Here is a 352-nt window from a genome sequence, read left to right as displayed (position 1 = left end):
GCCGGCATTTCTGCAACTGGTACATGGTCTGTTTTGCTGCGGAACTGATATGTAAGAGTCAGGGTATTTGAGCTAAAGCGCACTTGCGAAGCCAATGAAAAATAAGGGTTATCAATAGAGCTCTTACTATTATTAAAGTACCAGTCACGCTCGTTTAACTTTACCTCTATGGTGTAATTAACGTTATAAGGGTGCTGCAGATAAAGCGGGCTGATACGGGTTTTAGTATCGGGTTGATAGATTGCATTTTGAATATCATCAGCGTAAAAGTAAGCTGTCTGGCCATTCTCCTCATCACTCCAAAAGTCGTCAATTTGATAAAACTCAGTGACTTCTATTGCTCCCTTTTGTG

At 40.9% G+C, this 352-nt stretch carries 1 pseudogene; it reads right to left on the bottom strand.

Annotated elements, in window-relative coordinates:
* Window positions 1–352, bottom strand: a pseudogene (locus tag CWC14_RS19245) (DUF3857 domain-containing transglutaminase family protein); the annotation flags it as partial.

It is taken from the genome of Pseudoalteromonas sp. S3260 (assembly GCF_005886925.1).
Classification (GTDB): domain Bacteria; phylum Pseudomonadota; class Gammaproteobacteria; order Enterobacterales; family Alteromonadaceae; genus Pseudoalteromonas; species Pseudoalteromonas tetraodonis.
This window is presented reverse-complemented; position numbering and strand designations above follow the sequence as displayed.